Annotated in this window: 7 protein-coding genes and 1 pseudogene; 6 read left to right on the top strand and 2 right to left on the bottom strand. The window is 71.3% G+C overall.

Annotated features, from left to right (window positions below; translation table 11 throughout):
• Positions 1-174: 174 nt before the first annotated feature.
• From ABD794_RS05405 to ABD794_RS05395, 3 genes and pseudogenes are all read left to right on the top strand, one after another.
• Positions 175-942 (top strand): annotated as a pseudogene (locus ABD794_RS05405) (cytochrome ubiquinol oxidase subunit I); the annotation flags it as partial.
• 76 nt (positions 943-1,018) lie between these two features.
• Entirely contained in the window at positions 1,019-1,516 is a 498-nt protein-coding gene (locus ABD794_RS05400) for a cytochrome ubiquinol oxidase subunit I (RefSeq protein WP_344961144.1), read from the top strand.
• Positions 1,517-1,574: 58 nt separating this feature from the next.
• The gene (locus tag ABD794_RS05395) at positions 1,575-2,558 is read left to right on the top strand and encodes a cytochrome d ubiquinol oxidase subunit II (protein ID WP_344961143.1); all 984 of its coding nucleotides are present in this window, start codon (positions 1,575-1,577) and stop codon (positions 2,556-2,558) included.
• Between the two features lie 30 nt (positions 2,559-2,588).
• Here the strand turns inward: ABD794_RS05395 and ABD794_RS05390 are convergent, their stop codons facing one another.
• A complete protein-coding gene (locus ABD794_RS05390; protein WP_344961142.1) occupies positions 2,589-3,077 on the bottom strand; it encodes a hypothetical protein in 489 nt (162 codons plus the stop codon).
• A 276-nt stretch (positions 3,078-3,353) separates the two neighbouring features.
• Here ABD794_RS05390 and ABD794_RS05385 point away from each other — a divergent pair, with 276 nt between their 5' ends.
• Positions 3,354-5,441 (top strand): hypothetical protein, encoded by a 2,088-nt coding sequence (locus ABD794_RS05385; RefSeq protein WP_344961141.1) that lies wholly within the window; start codon positions 3,354-3,356, stop codon positions 5,439-5,441.
• A gap of 170 nt (positions 5,442-5,611) precedes the next feature.
• Positions 5,612-5,869 carry a response regulator transcription factor gene (locus ABD794_RS05380; protein WP_344961140.1) on the top strand — a complete coding sequence of 86 codons (258 nt, stop codon included), beginning with the start codon at positions 5,612-5,614 and terminating at the stop codon, positions 5,867-5,869.
• Positions 5,870-5,949: 80 nt separating this feature from the next.
• Here the strand turns inward: ABD794_RS05380 and ABD794_RS05375 are convergent, their stop codons facing one another.
• Positions 5,950-6,831 carry a response regulator transcription factor gene (locus ABD794_RS05375; protein WP_344961139.1) on the bottom strand — a complete coding sequence of 294 codons (882 nt, stop codon included), beginning with the start codon at positions 6,829-6,831 and terminating at the stop codon, positions 5,950-5,952.
• A gap of 5,691 nt (positions 6,832-12,522) precedes the next feature.
• Here ABD794_RS05375 and ABD794_RS05370 point away from each other — a divergent pair.
• On the top strand, positions 12,523-12,759 hold the full coding sequence (locus ABD794_RS05370; RefSeq protein ID WP_344961138.1) for a hypothetical protein: 237 nt from the start codon (positions 12,523-12,525) through the stop codon (positions 12,757-12,759).
• Positions 12,760-16,258 lie beyond the last annotated feature (3,499 nt).

The raw sequence follows: 16,258 nt of genomic DNA, 5'->3' as shown, positions 1-16,258 counted from the left end.
TCCCACCGCTCTTGCCGACGAACTCCGGGGGCGGGGCGATCTTCCGGCGATCGCTCGCTACGATGAGGGCATGGAGTTAAGCCAGTTGCAGAACTCGGCGGCTGTGGCTGAAGTGGCCGGATCCCCGCCGATGGCCTCCGAACTGCCCGTGCCCCGCCCCCTGGAGAGCGCCACGTGAACGTCGTCGACCTAGCCCGGCTGCAGTTCGCCGTCACCGCAACACTGCACTTCCTGTTCGTCGCCGTCACCCTCGGGCTGGTCACGGTCGTCGCCCTCATGCAGACCCGGGCCGCGCGCACCGCCGATCCCGGCCTGCACGCGGAACGCATGCGCCGGGTGCGTTTCTGGGGCGGTCTCTACGTCATCAACTACGCACTCGGCATCGTCAGCGGCCTCACCCAGGAGTTCCAGTTCGGGCTCAACTGGTCCGGCCTCTCCCATGTCCTGGGCAACGTCGTCGGCGCTCCGCTCGCCATCGAGACCATCGTCGCCTTCTTCCTGGAGTCGACGTTCCTGGGACTGTGGGCGTTCGGCTTCAAGCGGGTGCGGCCCCGGGTCCATCTCGCACTGATCTGGGGAGTCACGCTCACCGCGTACGCCTCCACCTTCTGGATCATGGTGGTCAACGGCTTCATGCAGAAGCCGGTCGGCTACGCGAAGCGCGACGGCGTCGCCTACGTCACCGACTGGGGGGCCATCCTCACCAACGGGGCCACCTGGTACGCCGTGTTCCACATCATCGGCGCCGTGGCCCTCCTGGCCGGCCTGATCCTGGCCGCGGTCAGCGCCCATCACCTGCGCCGCGGCCGCGACACCGCCTTCTTCCGGCCGACCCTGCGCCAGGGCTCGCTGCTCGCGGGCGTCGGAGCGGTCGTCGCCGTGTCCGCCGGCTTCATCCACCTCGACGCGCTCAAGAGCACCGAGCCCGAGAAGTGGGTCACCCTCATGGGAGAGACCGGCGAGGAGGTCGACAAGGCCCGGGGCCGCCGCGCGGGCCGCCTACGGCCCGGGCGACTGGATGCCGCCCGCCTGGGTCAGCCACGCCTCCCTCGCGATGCTCCTCATCGGCATGCTGCTGATCGTCCTCGCCTGGATCCCGGCCTTCGCCGTCCGCCGCGCGGACACCGGGGCGCCGACGGGCCGGCGACGCTTCCTGCTGCGGCTGCCCGTCATCCTGCTGCCCCTCGGGTTCGTGGCCCTGATCTGCGGCTGGCTGAGCCGTGAGATCGGCCGTCAGCCCTGGATGGTCACCGGCGAACTCACCGTCCGCGACGCCATCGGCGACGTGTCCACCGGCGGGATGGCCGTCTCCTTCGTGGCGTTCACGCTCGTGCTCGGCACCCTCGCCCTGGTCGACTGGATGCTGATGGTCCGATACGCCCGCCTCGGGCCCGACGCCGGGCTCCTCGGCGACACGGACCTCTTCCCCGACGGCCCCGACGGCCGCGGCGACGACCGGCCGGCGGACGGCGGCTCCAAGAAGCCCTCCGCGGCCGACGTGCCCGTCTCGTACTGACCTTCCCCTCCCGAACCGTCCCTTCGACCATGTCCGCACGCTGACAGGGGAATGACCCGTGGATGTCTTCTGGTATGCCCTCGTCGGGCTGCTCCTCGCCGGTTATCTGGTGCTGGAGAGCATCGACTTCGGGGTGGGGATGCTGATCCCGCTCGCCGATACGGAGGCCGGGCGCGTGCGACTGCGCCGCACGGTCGTCCCCCTCTTCCTCGTGAACGAGGTGTGGCTGGTGGCCTTCGCCGGGCTCATGTTCGGGGCCCTGCCCCTCCTGGAGGGCGAACTGCTGCACGCGCAGCGGATCCCCCTGGTCCTCCTGCTGTGCGCCTGGTTCCTGCGCGACGCCGCCCTGTGGTTCCGCCACGCCTCGCCGGGCCGCGTCTGGCGGCGCGCCTGGGACGCCGTGCTTCCCGCGACCAGCCTCGTCCTGGCGGCCGGCTGGGGCGCCGTCCTGGCGACGCTGGTACGGGGCCTGTCCACCGGTGGCGACGGCCGCGCCGACGCCACCGCGGGCGACCTGTTCCACCCCTTCAGCCTGCTCTGCGCGGCCCTGGTCGTGGTGGCCGGGCTGCGTCAGGGCGCCCTCTTCGCCGGGCGCGGGCTGCCCGAGGGGGACGCGCTGGGCGCCCGGCTCGGCCGGGCCGCGAAGGTTCTCACCCCGGTCCTGGCCGGGCTGCTCCTGGTGACCGCCGCCGTCGGCGCCGCGGTCACCGACTCCCCGGTGGTCGTCGGCGTCGTCACCGCCGTCGCGGCCGTCTGCGTCTACGCCTCCCACCTCGCCCGGGGCGCCGGCCGCGCGGTGCCGGCGCTGCTCCTGGGCGGCGCTCCGCTGCTCGCCCTGCCGGTCATGGTGGCGCTGGCCCACGGGACCACCGTCCTGGCCACCCGCTCCGGCAAGGGCGACCTGGCGCTGTCCCGGGCGATCGCGGACTCCTCCTCGCTCACCCTGCTGTCGGTGACGGTGATCCCGACGCTGATCGCCGTCGCCCTCGGACAGGTCTGGATCTGGCGGGAGTTCGGCCGGCCGGCGGTCCGCCCGGCGTGACGGCGGGCCGGCGGCGCGGCCGGTCCGGGTTCAGGCCCGACGGGCCTCGGTCCGCACCGCCGTCTCGCCGGTCATCGTTCCCTGACGGTCGAAGGTGAGGGCCGTACCGCTTCCGGTGAAGGCCCGCCCGTTCGCCGACAGCACGGCCTTCTGCTCGATCTCGATCCGCATGACCGGCAGGCCGTGCTCGTCGACGACGTGCTCGGTCAGCCGGAAGGCGAAGGAGTCGCGGTCGGCTGCCGTCCAGGTCCCCGTACCGCCCACGTTGTTGGAGACCGTGCCGTCGGCGTGCAGGGTCATGACCGTGTCGATGACGTTGCCGTCGTCGCCGGTGGCCCTGACCGACCAGGTGCCGACGGCGGCCCGCGAGGGCCGGAGGGCGGTCACGGATCCGCCGTCCGTGCCCGCGGCCGCCGTCGCCGTGCCCGCCAGGGGCACGGCCAACAGGGCGGCGGCCGCGAGGGCCACGAAGCGGCGGCGGGCCGGTACGGCCCCGGTTCTCGGCACGGCGAATTTCACGATGTCCCCCAGTGGGTCGATGGATGCGGGCGATCGTACGGCAGGCATCGGCGGGAGTTCGTCAGGTTCCGCGCGCGGAATCCCAGGGGAGGGACAGAGGGAGGTCCGCCGTATGTCAGCTCTGTGACAAGCGGGCTGACCAGGCATCCCGCGAGCATCCGCATAACGATCGTTACTGGCAGGGAGAATTCCTTGCTATTGGACGCGTCAATACCCCTGTGCTGGCATGGATTTCCGGTCCTGACCCTGCGAATGCCTGCGAAGTGGGAGCGGAACATGGTGGCAGAAGCCGTGGCCGACGGAATTCCGGCCGCCCGGGACGCCGAACTCGCCGATATCGACCGGTCGTTGCGTGCCGGGACGGGCGTGCTGCTGGTCGGTGAGCCGGGATCCGGCAGGAGCACCCTGCTGCGGGCCGCGTCGGAGCGGGCGCGGCGCGCGGGCTTCCGGGTCGTCCGGCTGGAGGACGCTCCGGACGTTCCGGACACCGGCCGTTCCGTGCGCGGACCCGGGGACCGGGCCGTGGTGACGGCCGACGACATCCACCTGGCCGACCCCGCCGCCCTCGCCGCGCTCCACCGGCCCGTGCGCGACGGGCGGTTGGTCGTCCTGGCGACGGCCCCCACCGGGGTGCCCCTTCCGCGGGAGGTCCGCCGCCTCGTCCTGGACAAGGAACTGGGACGGCTGGAGATCCGCCCGTTCGACAGGACGGCGGTGGCACGGATCCTCGCCGCCCGGTTCGGCGGCCCGGTCCCGGTCGGCACCGCGGAGCGGTTCTGGGAACTGAGCCGGGGCAACGCCCTGATCCTCCGGGAACTCATGGACTGCGCACCGGACGACGGTGGTCCGCCGTACGAGGGCGGGATGCCGGACGGACGGCTGACGGAGCTGTCCGAACTGCTGCTGGGCGACCTCACCGAGGACGAGCGCGACCTGGTCCGGATGCTCGCGCTGGCCGGCCCGCTCGGTGCGGGGCTGCCCGTCGTGACCGAACTCGGGGGAGCGGCGGAGGCGTTGGACCGGCGCGGCGTCGTCACGATGGAGCGGTCCGGCCTGCGCCTGTCGCTGCGGCTGACGCGTCCGTTGTGCGAGGCCGTGGTCCGCGGGTCGCTGCCGGAGCTGACGGCCCGCCGCCTGCGGATCCGCGTCGCCGACGCGATCGAGGCCACCGGGGCCCGCCGCCGCGGCGACGTGGCCCGCCTGGTCGCCCTGCGGATGGACACGGGCCGCCAGCCCGGGCCCGCGGAGGTGCGGACCGCGGCCCTGGACGCCCTGCGGAACCACGACTTCGCGTTCGCCGAGCGGCTGTGCGCGACGGTGCTCTCGTTCGAGATGTCGCCCGCGCCCGACATCGCCCTGCTGCTGGGCAGGGCCCTGGCCGGACAGCGGCGGCACCAGGTGGCGGAGGCCCTGTTCGCGGGGGTGCGGCGGGGCGAGGCCGACCCGGTGTGCCATGCGGACGTGGTCCGGGCGCGCTTTCTCAACCTCGCCCTCGGGCTGCACCGGGTGCCGGAGGCGGAGGCCGTCGTGGCGGAGGCGGAATACTACGGTCCGCCCGGCGGGTACCCGTGGTGCGGCGAACTCCGCCTGCTGACCGGGTTGTTCACCGACCGTTTCGACGCCTCGGCGGAACCCGGCGACCGCCGGGGCGTCGCCCCGGCGGCGCTGGCGCGGCACGAGTCGGGCGACGCCGCGGGCGCGCTCGCCCTGCTCCGGGAGCATCCGCCCGGCCGGTTCTCCTGGGACAAGGACAGCCGGCTCGACCACGCCGTGGTCACCGCGCGGGTCGCCCTGCACACCGAGGGGCCCGCGGCGGTCGCGGCCCTGCTGGAGCGTCTGCGGGAGGAGGACGGCGGTCCACGGCACCGGCTGCACACCGCGCTGCTCGGCGCCGACGTCCACCGGTGGGCGGGGCGCACGGCCCGAGGCGGCCCTCCTCCTGCGGGAGGCCGCCGCACGCCGCGGCCCGGCCGACTGGCTCACCACGGAGTCCTGGCGGCTGGCCCGACTGGCCGCCGTACTGGCCGAGTCGGGGGAGACGGAGGAGGCTCTCGCCGTGCTGGCCGAGGCGAGGTCCGCGGAGGACGCCGCGCTGCCGTTCCCCCTGGTCTCGGACGCCGTGGAGCTGGAGTGCGCCGCCGTCACGGCCCGGGCCGGCGACCGGCCGGCGGCGGAGCGCCGGGCGCTGGCCGTCGCGGAGCGGGCCGGGGCCGCGGGGCGGGTCCGGCAGCGCGCGGCGGCACTGCACCTGGCCGCCCGGGTGGGCGCGGCCGACCGCGCGGCGGCCCTCGCCGGGCCGGGCCGGGGGCCGTCCGGTCTGGCGGCCGTGCAGCTGCGGCACGTCCGGGCGCTCGCGAGCGGTGACGGGGACGATCTCGACGCGGTGGCCGCGGACTTCGCCTCCCTCGGGGCGCTGCCCTGGGCGGCGGAGGCGGCCGCGCGGGCCGCCGGGGCCCACCGGGCGGCCGGGCGGGCGGGCCGGTGCCGGGACGCCCGGGACACGGCCCGGGACCTGCTGTCCCGGGGGCGGCGCGGTGCTGCCGGACTGGGCGGACCGGGAGCGCGACGAGGACCCCGACGTCCGGGCCGGACTCACCTCCCGGGAACGGGAGGTGGTGTCCCTGGCCGTCGCGCGGCTCTCCAACCAGGAGATCGCCGGCCGTCTGGTGCTCTCCGTGCGCACTGTGGAGAACCATCTCTACCGCGCCTACGGGAAGCTGGGCGTCACCACGCGGACCGAGCTCGCCGGCCGGCTGGGAGCGCAGTCCGCGGGGGGTGCGGCCGGAGGCTGAGCCCCCGGCCACGGCGTGGTCCCGGAGGCCCGACGGCCGTCCGGGACCACGCCGTCGGCGTGTGTCAGGCGTGTCCGATGTCAGGCGTGTCCGAGCTGGAAGCCGACGCCGCGGACGGTCAGGATCCAGTCGCTGGCGCCGAGTTTGTTGCGGAGGCTGCTGACGTGGGTGTCGATGGTGCGGCGGGACCAGATGTCGCCCCAGACCTGCTGCATGATGCGCTTGCGGGGGATGACGGTGTCGGGGTGGGAGGCGAGGAGGTAGAGGAGGTCGAACTCCTTGCGGGTGACGTCGACGCGGTGGCCGTGGAGGCTGACCTGGCGGGCGCCGGCGTCGATGCGCAGGGGGCCGTGGGAGATCACGGGCGGTGCGGGGGCGGCGGGTTGGGCGCGGCGCATGACGGCGTCCATGCGGGCGAGTAATTCGCGCAGGCCGTAGGGCTTGACGAGGTAGTCGTCGGCGCCGGCCTGGAGGCCGAGGACGCGGTCGAGTTCGGTACCGCGGGAGGTGACCGCGATGACCGGGGTGGGGCCCGCGACGCGGACGCGACGGCAGACCTCCAGGCCGTCTAGATCGGGGAGTTCGAGGTCGATCAGCAGCAGATCGGCCTGCTCCAGGGTGCGCAGCGTGTCGTGCCCGGTGGTGACGTGGTCGACCTCGTGCCCCTGGCGCTGAAGGGCCCGGACGAGGGTGTCGGCCTGCGCGGGATCGGTTTCGGCCACCAGGACCCGCCAGGCGGTGGCGGGTTGAGGGGCGACGGGCGGGGCGGGCGGTGCCGCGGGGTGCGGGCGGGGCGGGGGCCGGAGAAGCTCTCTGGTGGCGAGGGCGGGTCCGGCGGCGAAGGACGACGGTATGTCGGGACCGGCCGTCAGATCTGATCTGGTCACAGGTTCCCCCAACTGGACGATCGGTTCGATGAGCCCGGTACGGACCGCGGTCGTGCACATGTCCCGGTCGCTCATCAGGCGGACGTGCGAGGTATGCGCCGTCAAGAGATGAGAAGCAGTAAAAAGAGGCCCTCGCCCGTACCATGATCCGGCAACCTAACAAATCTTGCGGCCGGTTTAGAAGGGTCGGAGATCACCGGACGCCCCCGGGGCGACGGAATCCGTCGTTCACTCCGGGGGCGTCCGAGGGGGGTGCCCGGTGCCGAATACTCGTGACTAAACCGCCCCGGGCGAGAGAGGGGCGAGATGTGCGCGGGGCGCCTCGTTCCGTGCCCACTGCGTACGGTGCACACGGACGAGCGTGGCATGCGCGGAGTGGCGGCGGTCGCCCCTCGAAAGCAGCGGTTGCTGGATGCGCGATCAGTCCGCCCCCCCCCGGTCCTTCGCCGCGGACTCTGGACAAGAGACCGCCCCATCGCCCGCGCCGGTCGCCGGAAACGACTCGGCACGCCGATCCCGGCCGTGCGCAATGGCCCTACCGCCGTCTCGGCAAAGGACCCGAGAAGTCCTGTGGTCACAGGCCACGGGCCGGCGTCGTCGCGACTACGCTGGTACCAATAGAGCTGGACTGGTCCTCCCAGGGCCGCACAGGGCGACGGGTGCGCAATCGACGACGACGGATCAGCCCCGTTCCGCACCACCCGCACATCGAGGGCACTGATGCCGCGCTAGGCTACATGTACGACCACCCTGGCTGGACCGCAGTGGGGTGCCCTACGGCAAGAGACAGCGCCAGGGTCGAGGAGCAAGGCATCGCCGAACGCCAGGGGAGTTGGCCCGGGGCCATCGCCGGAGCCGCACCCGTGATGTCAGGGTGGGTCATGGCCAGGGTGGTGCGTCGCATGACGAACAGCAGAGCGGTGTGACAGATCGGCATTGACGGCCGGATTCCTGCGGCCGAAGCAGGCATCCGGCACAGCACGGCTCGCAGGGAGTGCTTGTTGGAGACGGATCCCTGAGGGAGCTCCCCACCGGCACGCCTACGGCTCCGAGCGAGGACATACCAGTCGCTCACATGTTGCACCCCGCTGGACAAAGGATGCCGCGGGCGTGCGGGCACGCATGACACGCTGGCCGTGTTGGACATGGGGCGGTTGCGCCATCAGGGCTCTCTGTACAACGGGTCACCGACACCCCGCGGCGCTGTTCGGTATCCGATGCGATATCCTCGATCCGCATCCCCCTGTGCCTCGGCCGCAGCCGACGAGGCAGCGCACCTCCCGTGGGGGACGACGGCGCCACGCCGCGCCAGCTTGCGGGCCGCCCGGATCGACTGGCTGGGTCCCAGGGGTGGGCCCGACAGAGCGCTGCCTGCAACGGGGAGGATCCGGCGCGGGACCGGTGCGATGACTGGACATGGCAGCCCTGGCACGGAGGGCACACGCCGGGGCCAAGGCGACCCCGATACGAAGCTCTGACGTGCAAGCGCCTGCCGGGACATCCGTCCACGCCCACCCCTGGAACGCGACCTTCCTGGCAGCGTTCCGCAGTGTCTGTTTAATACGACGCCGTCGCGCCGTTCCCTCTCTCCGCGACCCCCAATCTAATGCGTCCGCGCCTCTGGCCGGTCGCGCTGCCCGCTCCTCTCTCCGGCCTCCGGCCCTATCGCGGACCGGGTACGCTCGCGCCGCGCTCTCTGGCCGGGGCCGGCTGGGCACGAGACGGGCCGTCGGGAAAGAGCCTCCGTGGAGCGGGCGCGAACGCTTTGGGGAATGGACACCCCGACCTGCTCGCCGGACTCCGACCCGGCCGTACGTGGTCTGCGCCCGCGCTCGGTCCCGTCCGAGGTCGACCGGCCCCGCCGCTCTCGCCGTGCTCCTCGACTGCGCTGCGGGACCCCCAGCCACGACGGGGACGAGAATGGTCATCCTCCGAGAACGCCATGCGTGGGGTCGACGGGTGGTTGCCGGTTTCGCTGACCGTACTGCGTCACGCCAGGCTCGATTGGCCGGTGTCGTCACACGAGGAGGTGAGCATCACACCCCGGGTGACCACCGCCATTGGTAGGCCACCGCCGGGCGACGCCGCGATCTCGTGGCGACCACGAAAGCGGGCCACCGATTCCTGTTTCAGAGCCTTCCACGGTGGCGACGACCACAAGGCCCACTCGCTCGCACTAGTCTCGGCCCAACGCACGCGGCTATTAGCGGGGGCCGTTCGTGGACACCGACGAGAACGACGGGCGCCTCGGGCGGAAAATGGTTGTGAGGTTTCCGCGCGGGCAAAGGCGCGGGCTGCGGAGACGGGCGAGGGCAATCGGCCGGTTGCTGCCGACCTACCGTGACGCCGCCGCTGGGTCAGGCATCACCGTCTTCCCCGTGGATCGACGTCTGCGGGTCACCCCCCCCCTGGACCTCGCCCCGGACGGAAGCAGCGCTTCCAAGGCCGGCCCGTCGCGCAGAGTTGTCTAGCCGTCCGTGATCCTGCCGACGAGGGTGAGTGGATGGGCCGGCCGCATGCGGCGGTGGGGGCCGGGTCGTCAGGACTTGATGGTGTGGCGGCCGTCACCCTGGCCGGGCCTTGTTCACGATCGCGCGCCGGTACGGCACGGCCCGGGGACTTCCTCGCTCGATCTGCTCCTCGTGTTTCGCGGCGACGGCAGCCCCAGGTCCGGCGCGTCAGCGAGGACCTCGCGCAGGATGTCGGGCCTGCGTGCCGCAGGTGGTGCGCAGACGGACGTCGCTCTGAGTACACGTGGACGATGGACCGGGGCGGGAAAATCGGTCCGTTCCGTGTCGGACCAGGGCTCCTGGCGGCCCCCACCGGCACGTGGCCGGGGGCGTCGAGGTGGTAGCTCCTTGTCGTTCGCGTCCGAGTGTTGCCAGGAGTGCGCGGGTAGAAGCCGGTGATCTGATCGCGGGTATCGTCCGCTGGCCCGTCCCACCGATCGCTGCACCCGTCGAGGAGGTGACACTATTGCGCACCCGGCACAGGCCGGTTCCGGGGATGGGGCGCCGAAGGAACTCGCCGAAGTAACCTGCGCCTCGACGGTCGCTGACGTGTTGGACCAGCCGAGGAGCGTTTGTCCCGTGTCGCGTTCAAGAGGGCTGCGGGGTGACCCGTACTCGGACAGGCACCGTTGACGCACGTTTCGCAGAGCTAATGCGCCCCTCCCGCGCGTCCCCGCCGCAGTCTCCCGACGGCAGGGGTGTGTCTATTACGCGAATCATCGGTATCATGTCGACATGGATGACCTCCCATGTGGCGCGGTGTGTGGTATTCCTTGTCCACAACCAATCAACCCGTAGCGTGAGACCGCCGCGTTCCACAGATCGTTAGTGCCGGGACCGGGAAAGCCGGACGAATGAGATGCTATAGATCCCGGTCGTGGTTCGGCCGCCCGGCCATGCCAGTGGCCTGCGCAGAGTGCCAGGCGCGGATCCGGCCCGGGGCGCGGCACCGCCTTGGCACCACGCGCCAGGGCCATTGCCCGCCGCACTGCTCCGACGCCTGCGGCCGTGCGCGCGATCCGTGAGCGGATGTCGTGACGCGTACCGGGTGGGGTGATCGGCGAACGCGGAGGCTATTCCTCGGCGCTACCCAGGCGATCAGCCGCTCGAACACCCCGCTGGTCGCCCCGGTCTTCAGGTCGATCAGCGTGAGGCGGCCCCGACGAAGAGGAGCAGTTGCTGCGGGCCCGGCCCTGTGGCCGAAGCGGAGGGGGTCGCGGCGCTTATTTTGCTGTCCGTGATGGGGTTGCGGGCCAAGGCCCTGTGCCGTCGAGATCCAGAGAGCCAGGAGCGACCTCGGTGGTCGTTGGTAGGTGGATGGTGGCCAGGCCTTCGTGCGGCCAGGCGGCCGGGGTGGAGTGTTAGTCATGGTGTGTCCGAGGGAACCGGCAACGCCGTCGATCGCGCGACGTCGGGCGGCATCGGCTCACGTGCCTGCGGCAAGCTGGGCCGTCCGGTCAGGTGTGCACCAGTACACCTCGGACCGGCGCCGGATCGGCGACACCCCAGGCATTCGCCGCGACAGGCCGTGCGCCCCACCTGCTCACACACTCCGCGCTCACGAGGTGGGCCTCTCGCAGACGCCCGGACTCGTAGCCAGCAGCTCGTCGACTTGTCGGGCGTCCGTAGCAAGTGCAGCAGCGCCTCGAGCTCGCGCCGGCCACCCCCGCGGTGTGTTGTTCTTGGCCGGCGGAGCATCGGCGGGGCCCGCGCCGGCGACGATCGCGGCCCACAGTCGCTGCCGTACCCAGGTGCCGCACCAGATTCGAAACACACGTCCACCGGGGCAGGACGGACACGGCGCGTCGAGGCAGGGCTTCGCCCCGGCGGCAACCGCACCCGGAAGCGGCCGACCGCTCGGGTCCGATCAGTGCAGCAAGGGCTGCCGTATTCAAGATTGTCTGTCACAGTCGGCTTGCCTATCCCCCCGGATAGCCCAGAGAAACGGCCCACCCGTATTTTCCAGGCCGCCCTACCCCCTTCCCGGAACGGGCGCTCAAAGCTCCCTAGCCATGAAATGGCGGTGTTTTACGGTCAGCCGCCTGTACCGCATGCGCGACCGGCGTGAAGGCGGCTCTAATGGGGGCCCTCCCATCCATGTCGGGGTAGCGTCTGCCCCGGCCGTACTTTCGAGGATTGACGAGCCCAGGACGGCCCGGCTCAAGGTCGTCCTGGGGTTCGCCGTCCGGCGGTGGGGGGTAGCCGTGGCAGGCGAACAGGAAACACGAACGCGCTGTCCACTGCCTCCGGTTTCGAAGATCTCAGCAGTTCGTTACAGATACGCGGCACTTTGGCCGGCCTCGTCACGCTCGTACACGCCGGTCAGCCGCTACCGGGGCCCTGGTCGCCGCGGTCGTGTCGACCACTTCCAACACCCGACCCGGACCACGTCCCCCGCGCCGCGGTAGGCGGGCGGTGCGAACCCGGTGACGGCGAGCGGACTTCGCGACCCTGCGCCAAGGTGCGGCACCGCCGTCCCGGAACCGGTCGGCGCCTCCGCGGAGCCGGATCGTTCGTTACGTGACCATGTCGAAACGGGGTTCTCAGTCGATCTGCTCGAACTGGATGGCAGCCGTAGGTTGAGTCGCCCCGTGGAAATTAAGCGCTGCGGACCGTGCTGGCCCGCGGCCTCGCGGAGGGCAACGCGTTTGATGCGCGAGCCCGAGCTCGCGCATCGCTTCGGACGCCGTCGGGCGGCGCTTCAGGTGCTCGACCGCTCCTCCGGGCTGTCCCCCGACAGGAAACCCTTCGGTTCATCAACGCTCTAGCTCGACCCCTGCGACGGAAAACGACGGCGGCCCCCGACTGCCGGAGCCGTTCCGCGCGCTCGGCGCAGTCGCGGAAAAAGAAGAGCGTGAGGATCGGCTCGGCGGTCCAGTTCCAGCGCGGTAAGGGCGAGAACCAGACCTCAAGGCCGAGCTCGGCGGCGGCGCCGGCGGCCAGCTCAGGCGGTACGTGGTCGCGCCGATTGATCTGGAACCGCGTTGCAGGCAGGTCGTCGCGGATGACGGCGAGGTTCGCGCCGGGACCACGGCGGGGTCGAAGTGGCTCGCGGGGGACGGCTCGGCCGTGCACGACGAATCCGGTGTCGAGGTCATTCCCCTCTTAGCATCGCATGGTGGCCGCGGTCCTCTCCGTCGGTGTCTGGCGGGTCGAGAGTGACAGGGAAAGTGCGTGCCACGCAAGTTGGCGCTTCCGCATATTTACGTGTGCGCAAGTTTTGCGGGCACGCAGTCACGCGGGACAGCTGGACACCGTGACGACAGCCACCACCGCGGGCGGCTGCGGGAACGCGGAAGAAGCGGGCCGCACGTCTGCGAGGCGCTGCGCGAAGGCGGCGCTGCGGCCTGGCCGTGGCGCGCGGACCGGACACAGGTGCGGCGTCGAGGACATCGCCGAGGCGGGCCGGCGGTTTCTCGCCGCGCCCTACAACAAACTACTTCGCCAGCCGCGGAGCAGGCCATCGTCTCACGCGGTGACCGCGGACCGGTAGGCCGCGCATCGCCGCGGCGGTCGCGGCCCCGGCCCGCAGGAGTGCGCACGATCTGGGCCGACGCCGTCACCGAAGCAGTGGTCGAGGCAGTACACGAACACCGGGCGAGCGTGAACACCGGGCCGCTGCTGCTGCACTCACCACCACGGACCGCCCCCCCCCCCCCGTGCGCGACGCGTTCCTCGACACCACGGCCGGGCATCGAGCTCCCTATCACCGCCGGTGATCGCCGAAACGCACTGGGAAAACGCCGTGAAGCCCAACCCGGCCCGCGTTCCTCGCGCGGCAAGCGTGACCGCGGCGGTGCGCATCTCGCCCCTGGAAGGCTGGCGCAGGCCTCGCGGCGAGGCGGAGACCGCCCCCGGAGTCTCGCCGCGGAGGACGGCTCGGTGCCCTACCGGTTCATGAGCGTCGCGCGGACCCAACTCCGCGCGGCGTTGGCCCCGCTCGACGCACCGCGTTTGGACGCCGCCGGTAGCAACAACGCCGCTGAGGCAGCACGTGCACCGACGCAGCTGGGGCATCTCGCCGTCCCCCTGAACATCACCACGACCCGCGCGACTCCCCCCTCGCTATGGACGGGATCCGTGCGCACCACTCGCCCCCGGTGCGCCCGCTATCACAGACGGGCCTTTGCAACTTCCGGCCAGCAGGGAGCGCTTCCTCCGCATGACCCAGCCAGAACGCAGGCGACAGGGCGCAGCGGTCCGCAGAGCACTCGCGCTCACGATGGAGTCGCCGGTTTCAAGCCCCCTCATCGTCAAGCCAAAGCGGTGTCTCAGGGACGGACCCCGATGCACGGTTCCTGCTCCCCCGGTTCTCCGGGCCGCGTGCGAGCCGCCGCGTCGGTGACGCGGACGGGCTGGACGGAGATCCGTCCCGGGGTGCGAGGGGAAAGCACCAGCGCGGACGACCGCGAGGATCCAGGAGCGAAGCATGATTCCGCACAGGACCTTCTCTCGTCGAGCGACCGGAAGTATTAGTTGGACGTGCAGGCGACCACGTGGATCACGACCAACAGCCCGACGTCTTCGAGGCCTGCACCGGGTGTCAGTGTAAGACGACGGAGGCGTCGTCGTGCCGTCGCTGTGGGCGCGGCGCGCGTCGCGCCAGGTCGAGGCTGTGGTCGGCGGCACCCACAGGTTCGAGGCGGGGCCGAGTCAGGAAGACTGGCATGGCCAGGGCAGCAGCGACCCGGCGACGGCGCCGTCCCGGCGATGCGTCACGCGACACTGGACGGCATAGCTCGCCGCGCTGTTCTCTCGACGCCACCTCCTGCCCGGGCCCACGCGGTCCATGCCAGGTCGTCCGTCTCGAGCCGGCCTTTTTGTGGATCATAACACGCTTTTGGGTTCACGGCCTTTCGTCACAGGCCACCGCCGACAGAAGACCGCGCCCCGGCTCGTTCCCCATAGGATTTCCTTGGCGGCCTCAGTCCGCGCCCGCAGCGGGACGGAACGGACCCCACTCGGCGAAGGGGATGACATCCTGGGCCGCACCACGATTGTCGGGGTAAATTGTTCGGCTGGCCTCGAGGGGCAGGCGCGCCTCACCGAAGCCCGCGGAGCGGCAAAGAACCCTCCGGTGTACGGTCGGCGGGGCGGGCCCGATGGACATCTGCCGTGTGCATCCTCTGTGTATCTCCGACACGAAGCTACGCTTCGCCGACAGCTTCACGGGTGACCCTGTCGTCACGTTCTGTTCGGTGTGAAGGCAATCCCGTTGAGAAGCTCGCCTCTTGCCACTGCTTCCGCCAGTTCTCCTCGGCCCCGGGAATGTCGTCGCCGCCGCACCCGCCGCATCGGCCGGTCGATACCGGCCGGGCGCGCCACCGCCGTCGGCGGGCGCCCGGCTGTGCTCACTCCGGAGGACAAAGGAGGCTGGCAGCAAGGCGGCTAATCGGAAACGTATCAACCGGGTGCGTCAACGAGGACTGCTCCGGGGGGGGGGGGGCCCCCCCCGGCCTACGGACGACCTCCCACTGCACCGCGTTCGGCGCCGTCCTCGTGATGTGGGGAAGATCGTGGTCTGGAGACCCGGCACTCCCGGGTCTGTGAATGCGTGTCCTCGACCGTCACGCGACGGTCCGCTGGGTAGACGATGACATCGAGTTTACGACGTAGACCCCTCGGCCGGCACGGACGGCCCATCACGTCCGGGATCACCGGCACGTACGGACGAGAATCATTACCCCTCCTTGTGTATCACAGACGATCTCCATGTGGTGCCAGACACCCCCGGGCCCCACAGCACGCGCAGAACGCGCCGTAGACAAACCACTCTGTCGAGTACGCTCCGTCCGCTCCGTCAGCCCCGCTGAGAGGGTGGCGGTCGTCTCCAGGCACCTGAGTATACGGGCAGCTGGTCCAGCAGCATCCGGTTGCGGACCTCGACCAGGTAGTCCAGGGCAGATACCGATGCATCAGGCTGCCCGGGCGCCCGCGCCAAGGCGTGCCGAGTCGGACGAAGAGCTCCGTGGCGTCGCCCCAGGGCAACCAGCTTCATGGCGACTGCGCTGCGCACACGCGCCGAACGGATCGCCTGCGCCTCCAGTTACCAGGCCGGATCCGTTTCGGCGTTGACCAGATGCGGACGGCCAGGTGTCGGTCGAGGACCAGCGGGGGGCGGCACGCGGCCCCGACCCGGAAGCCGCATCTACCGGCGCTCCCACCTGGGGCCAGTGCGGGTCCGCGCGAGCCTCAGGACCCGCTGAGGTGTCCGGTCACTCCATTCCCCGTAGCGGTGTCCGTCGGAGTGAGCAGGCTCAACAGACCTCGGACGGGGTACTCAGGATCCAACGCCCACGGGTATCCGGGTGCCACAACACTGCAAACACAACGCACTCCTCTACGGGATCGGCGGATGGCGAAGGGGAGAACGGCTGTGACCGGGGCGGGGCACGACGAAGATCCGCAGTTCCTGACACGGCGACCCACACCGTCGACACTAGCCCGGTGCTTCGGCGGGCCCCAGGAAAAAGCGAAGACGGCATGGGTCCGTCCGGCGAGGCGCCTCCCCGACTAAGGGCGGACCGCTCGCACCCTGGCGAGCCTCCACGGTCGGGGCCGATGGCACGACGCCCGGCAGGTACGGCCCGTGCCAGGACCGGACCGTTCCGGCCCATCGGCCCGGCACGGGCCCTGCGTCAGTTTCTTGTGCCGCGACCGGTAGACGGCGACACGTCGGCCGATGGATATCTTCGGGCCTGCACCGCCGTCCGAGCGCCAGGATCAGCCGTGGCGACGACCCCCGGGTCACTCCCACCCCACAACATGGTCCACGTCCCGTGTGAAGACAGGCCACCGGGCGCCACTACGACTCCTAGCGGGCATCTCCTGAGCGAGGTCCCCTGGTACCCCGTGCTGGACGAACCCTGGCCCAGTTTGTACGACTGACCGACACTATTGTTTCACCACGCATGCCACGTCGTTCGTCCCGGTCATTTGCTCGTGCGCTCGCAGGGGCCGCATAGGCAGCTGGCAGTGCGGCGGCACCACGC

This window comes from Streptomyces thioluteus (genome assembly GCF_039535865.1).
Note: the sequence above shows the minus strand (reverse complement) of the source record. Positions and strands in the feature narration are given on the sequence as shown.

Bases quoted from the DNA above. Each gene is read 5' to 3' on its own strand.
- ABD794_RS05400 (WP_344961144.1), top strand. From the start codon at position 1,019: ATGCCGCCCGCCTGGGTCAGCCACGCCTCCCTCGCGATGCTCCTCATC.
- ABD794_RS05385 (WP_344961141.1), top strand. From the start codon at position 3,354: ATGGTGGCAGAAGCCGTGGCCGACGGAATTCCGGCCGCCCGGGACGCC.
- ABD794_RS05375 (WP_344961139.1), bottom strand. From the start codon at position 6,831: ATGAGCGACCGGGACATGTGCACGACCGCGGTCCGTACCGGGCTCATC.